The organism is Acetobacter thailandicus (assembly GCF_011516655.1).
GTDB classification, from domain to species: domain Bacteria; phylum Pseudomonadota; class Alphaproteobacteria; order Acetobacterales; family Acetobacteraceae; genus Acetobacter; species Acetobacter thailandicus.
Genome location: NZ_WOSV01000026.1, coordinates 1 through 5557 on the forward strand (window position 1 = coordinate 1; position 5557 = coordinate 5557).

3 tRNA genes and 3 rRNA genes are annotated in these 5557 nt (G+C 53.2%); all 6 read right to left on the reverse strand.

The annotated features are described in order from the left end of the window. Nucleotides 1–12: 12 nt before the first annotated feature. Nucleotides 13–89 (reverse strand) — tRNA-Met (locus GOB58_RS12685). 20 nt (nucleotides 90–109) lie between these two features. Further along, nucleotides 110–225 (reverse strand): 5S ribosomal RNA (rrf, locus tag GOB58_RS12690). A gap of 122 nt (nucleotides 226–347) precedes the next feature. After that, nucleotides 348–3088, reverse strand: a 23S ribosomal RNA gene (locus GOB58_RS12695). A 330-nt stretch (nucleotides 3089–3418) separates the two neighbouring features. After that, nucleotides 3419–3494: transfer RNA gene (locus tag GOB58_RS12700), tRNA-Ala, on the reverse strand. A gap of 41 nt (nucleotides 3495–3535) precedes the next feature. Beyond that, nucleotides 3536–3612 (reverse strand) — tRNA-Ile (locus tag GOB58_RS12705). A gap of 171 nt (nucleotides 3613–3783) precedes the next feature. Beyond that, nucleotides 3784–5271, reverse strand: a 16S ribosomal RNA gene (locus GOB58_RS12710). The 16S, 23S and 5S rRNA genes sit together here with 3 tRNA genes alongside, the layout of an rRNA operon. Nucleotides 5272–5557: the final 286 nt, after the last annotated feature.

A 5557-nucleotide genomic window follows, 5' to 3' on the forward strand; every position in this document is an offset into this window, starting at 1 on the left:
ATTTATATGATTTGGTTGCGGGGGCAGGATTTGAACCTGCGGCCTTCAGGTTATGAGCCTGACGAGCTACCGGGCTGCTCCACCCCGCGGAGGTGAGGTAGTTTGGAAGACCTGGCGGCGACCGACTTTCCCACGACTTAAGCCGCAGTATCATAGGCGCTGGGGGGTTTCACGGTCGAGTTCGGGATGGGATCGTGTGGATCACTCCCCGCCATGGCCACCAGGTCATCCCAACTACCCCTGGGGAAGGGACAGTGGGACCGGTTGGTAAGATGTAAGTGACGTATGTTTGTTTGCATAGATGATTTCTGTGCATGGGTAACATCTCTTTTAAGGGAGATGGTAAAGAGAGTGAGTCTATTGGGCGATTAGGACCAGTTAGCTGCACGCATTACTGCGCTTCCACACCTGGCCTATTAACGTGATGGTCTTTCACGGCCCTCAGGGAGATCTAGTTTTGAGGTGGGTTTCCCGCTTAGATGCTTTCAGCGGTTATCCCGTCCATACTTAGCTACCCGGCTGTGCCGCTGGCGCGACAACCGGTGCACCAGAGGTATGTTCATCCCGGTCCTCTCGTACTAGGGACAAATCCTCTCAAATCTCCAACATCCACGGCAGATAGGGACCGAACTGTCTCACGACGTTCTAAACCCAGCTCACGTACCACTTTAATCGGCGAACAGCCGAACCCTTGGGACCTGCTCCAGCCCCAGGATGTGATGAGCCGACATCGAGGTGCCAAACCTCCCCGTCGATGTGGACTCTTGGGGGAGATCAGCCTGTTATCCCTAGAGTACCTTTTATCCGTTGAGCGATGGCCCTTCCACGCGGGACCACCGGATCACTATGGCCGACTTTCGTCTCTGCTCGAGCTGTCACTCTCGCAGTCAGGCGGGCTTATGCCATTGCACTCAACAGCCGGTTTCCGACCGGCCTGAGCCCACCATCGCGCGCCTCCGTTACACTTTGGGAGGCGACCGCCCCAGTCAAACTGCCCACCATACAGGGTCCCGGATCAGGCTAACTGACCGCGGTTAGACATCAGAAAAATTCAGGGTGGTATTTCAAGGATGGCTCCACGGGAACTGGCGCCCCCGCTTCAAAGCCTCCCACCTATCCTACACAGAATGTCTCTGATGCCACTGTAAAGCTGCAGTAAAGGTTCATAGGGTCTTTCCGTCTGACCGCGGATACCCCGCATCTTCACGGGGAATTCAATTTCGCTGAGCCGATGCTGGAGACAGCGGGGAAGTCGTTACGCCATTCGTGCAGGTCGGAACTTACCCGACAAGGAATTTCGCTACCTTAGGACCGTTATAGTTACGGCCGCCGTTTACCGGGGCTTCAATTCAGTGCTTGCACACCTCCTCTTAACCTTCCGGCACCGGGCAGGCGTCAGGCCCTATACGTCGTCTTTCGACTTCGCAGAGCCCTGTGTTTTTACTAAACAGTCGCTACCCCCTGGTCTGTGCCACCCACCCCCGGTTGCCCGGCAGTGGGTCTCGCTTATCCCGAAGTTACACGAGTAATTTGCCTAGTTCCTTCAGCATCGTTCTCTCAAGCGCCTTGGTATTCTCTACCAGTCCACCTGTGTCGGTTTCGGGTACGGTCTATACGCCAGAGCTGTTTCCTGGAATACGCAAAAAGCCAGTTCAATCCGATAAGGACTGACAACATTTTGTATTCGTCACTTCTGGCAGGTTCAGGAATATTCACCTGATTCCCATCGACTACGGCTTTCGCCCTCGCCTTAGGGGCCGACTAACCCTGCGTGGATTAACCTTGCGCAGGAACCCTTGGACTTTCGGCGACAGTGTTTCTCGCACTGTTTGTCGCTACTCATGTCAGCATTCGCACTTCCGATATCTCCAGAGGGGGTCACCCCGCCTCCTTCACAGACTTACGGAACGCTCCGCTACCGCGCATATCATAGATATGCACCCACAGCTTCGGCACGTGGCTTGAGCCCCGTTACATTTTCGGCGCAGGGTTTCTATTAGACCAGTGAGCTATTACGCTTTCTTTAAAGGATGGCTGCTTCTAAGCCAACCTCCTGGTTGTTTTGGAATCCCCACATCCTTTCCCACTTAGCCACGATTTAGGGGCCTTAGCTGGTGGTCTGGGCTGTTTCCCTCTCGACAATGGACCTTAGCACCCACTGTCTGTCTGCCGAGCTCATACTTCCGGGTATTCGGAGTTTGGTTAGGTTTGGTAAGGCTTTGGGCCCCCCTAGCCCATCCAGTGCTCTACCCCCCGGGGTAATACTCGACGGTCTACCTCAATAGATTTCGCGGAGAACCAGCTATTTCCGAGTTTGATTGGCCTTTCACCCCTAACCACAGCTCATCTCCGACTTTTTCAACAGGCGTGAGTTCGGCCCTCCAGTGCGTGTTACCGCACCTTCAGCCTGGCCATGGCTAGATCACTCGGTTTCGGGTCTTCTGCCAGCAACTGAACGCCCTGTTCAGACTCGCTTTCGCTACGCCTACACCTAACGGCTTAAGCTCGCTGCAAACAGAAACTCGCTGACCCATTATACAAAAGGTACGCCGTCACCCCATAAGAGGCTCCGACTGTTTGTAGGCATTCGGTTTCAGGTCTATTTCACTCCCCTTGTCGGGGTGCTTTTCACCTTTCCCTCACGGTACTTGTTCACTATCGGTTACCAGGGAGTATTTAGGCTTGGAGGGTGGTCCCCCCATGTTCAGACAGGGTTTCACGTGCCCCGCCCTACTCAAGACTACTCTGCAACACTACGCATACGGGGCTATCACCCACTATGGCGGACCTTTCCATGTCCTTCTGCTTCTTTACAAAGTAATACTGGCCTGTTCCGCGTTCGCTCGCCACTACTAACAGAATCTCAATTGATGTCTTTTCCTCCAGGTACTGAGATGTTTCAGTTCCCCGGGTTCGCCTCATCACCCTATGTATTCAGGTAATGATACCCTTGCGGGTGGGTTGCCCCATTCGGATATTTGCGGATCAAAGCCTGCTCGCGGCTCCCCACAACTTTTCGCAGCGTGCTACGTCCTTCGTCGCCTCCTGGTACCAAGGCATCCACCGAATGCCCTTATCGCACTCACTCTCACCATGCACAGAAACCATCTATACAACCTAAGTCATATAAGACTGTTCCCGCATGCATCATGCAAGTACGTCACTTATATCTTTAAAACGCATCTGAACGATTCATGCCTTCGTTGCTTAACACATCATTCCGCAAAAACAGAACGCTGTGGGTCAGACCAACCCGCAACTAAAAGGCACGCCCAGATACGCACCAACCGATTCACACTGACAAAGATCTCTCATCAGACACACACCACATATGCGCCGCAACGCGGCTCCATATACGGAAATGTCCAATCTCTAACACTCCCTTACGACAGACTTCTCGACAACCACTTAGTAAAGATGGTGGAGACGGACGGGTTCGAACCGACGACCCCCTGCTTGCAAAGCAGGTGCTCTCCCAGCTGAGCTACGCCCCCATAACCAGACAACTGCATATTATCATATACAGCTGATTAAGTGGTGGGCCAGGGAGGACTTGAACCTCCGACCCCACGCTTATCAAGCGTGTGCTCTAACCAACTGAGCTACTAGCCCGAACCTGTATAATCTGTCGTAGAAAGGGATATGTTGACGGCGCTTTCGCATGATTGCTCATGCAGACATCTGACCAGACGCTGCCTTCAGAGATCCTATCTGAAGGACTTTTATTTTCTGAAACATTCCAAATAAAACCAGATAACCGGTTCCACTCAGAACAGTTCCTTGAAAGGAGGTGATCCAGCCGCAGGTTCCCCTACGGCTACCTTGTTACGACTTCACCCCAGTCGCTGACCCGACCGTGATCGGCTGCGTCCTTGCGGTTCGCTCACCGGCTTAAGGTCAAACCAACTCCCATGGTGTGACGGGCGGTGTGTACAAGGCCCGGGAACGTATTCACCGCGGCATGCTGATCCGCGATTACTAGCGATTCCACCTTCATGCACTCGAGTTGCAGAGTGCAATCCGAACTGAGACGGCTTTTAGAGATCAGCACGATGTCGCCATCTAGCTTCCCACTGTCACCGCCATTGTAGCACGTGTGTAGCCCAGGACATAAGGGCCATGAGGACTTGACGTCATCCCCACCTTCCTCCGGCTTGTCACCGGCAGTCTCTCTAGAGTGCCCACCCAAACATGCTGGCAACTAAAGATAAGGGTTGCGCTCGTTGCGGGACTTAACCCAACATCTCACGACACGAGCTGACGACAGCCATGCAGCACCTGTGTGGCAGGTCCCTTGCGGGAAATATCCATCTCTGGATACGGCCTGCCCATTCAAGCCCTGGTAAGGTTCTGCGCGTTGCTTCGAATTAAACCACATGCTCCACCGCTTGTGCGGGCCCCCGTCAATTCCTTTGAGTTTCAACCTTGCGGCCGTACTCCCCAGGCGGTGTGCTTAACGCGTTAACTACGACACTGAATAACTAAGTTACCCAACATCTGGCACACATCGTTTACAGCGTGGACTACCAGGGTATCTAATCCTGTTTGCTCCCCACGCTTTCGCGCCTCAGCGTCAGTTATGAGCCAGGTTGCCGCCTTCGCCACCGGTGTTCTTCCCAATATCTACGAATTTCACCTCTACACTGGGAATTCCACAACCCTCTCTCACACTCTAGTTTGCACGTATCAAATGCAGCTCCCAGGTTAAGCCCGGGGATTTCACATCTGACTGTACAAACCGCCTACACGCCCTTTACGCCCAGTCATTCCGAGCAACGCTAGCCCCCTTCGTATTACCGCGGCTGCTGGCACGAAGTTAGCCGGGGCTTCTTCTGCGGGTACCGTCATCATCGTCCCCGCCGAAAGTGCTTTACAATCCGAAAACCTTCTTCACACACGCGGCATTGCTGGATCAGGGTTGCCCCCATTGTCCAATATTCCCCACTGCTGCCTCCCGCAGGAGTCTGGGCCGTGTCTCAGTCCCAGTGTGGCTGATCATCCTCTCAAACCAGCTATCGATCATCGCCTTGGTAGGCCATTACCCCACCAACAAGCTAATCAAACGCAGGCTCCTCCACAGGCGACTTGCGCCTTTGACCCTCAGGTATCATGCGGTATTAGCTTCAGTTTCCCGAAGTTATCCCCCACCCGTGGATAGATTCCTACGCGTTACTCACCCGTCCGCCACTAAGGCCGAAACCTTCGTGCGACTTGCATGTGTTAAGCATGCCGCCAGCGTTCGCTCTGAGCCAGGATCAAACTCTCAGGTTCATCACACCCAACACAAAAGTGTCAGGCACAATAAACAAAGACCCGGTCATGCAATTTCTTTTCACTTAAGAAAAGTCATTCGAAACGTCTGTTTTTAAAAACGCATATGCAAGATATACTGAACAAACGTCATGACCAGTCAAAAACCAGTCAGATACCCCTCTAAAAATAAGGCCGAAACCTCACCCTCAGAGAAAATACGCCGTCAGCATATCCCTCTCTCATATTCTCTTGTCAAAGACCGCTAAAGTCAGAAAAAACCCCGGAAGCCTCAGCCTCCAGAGCC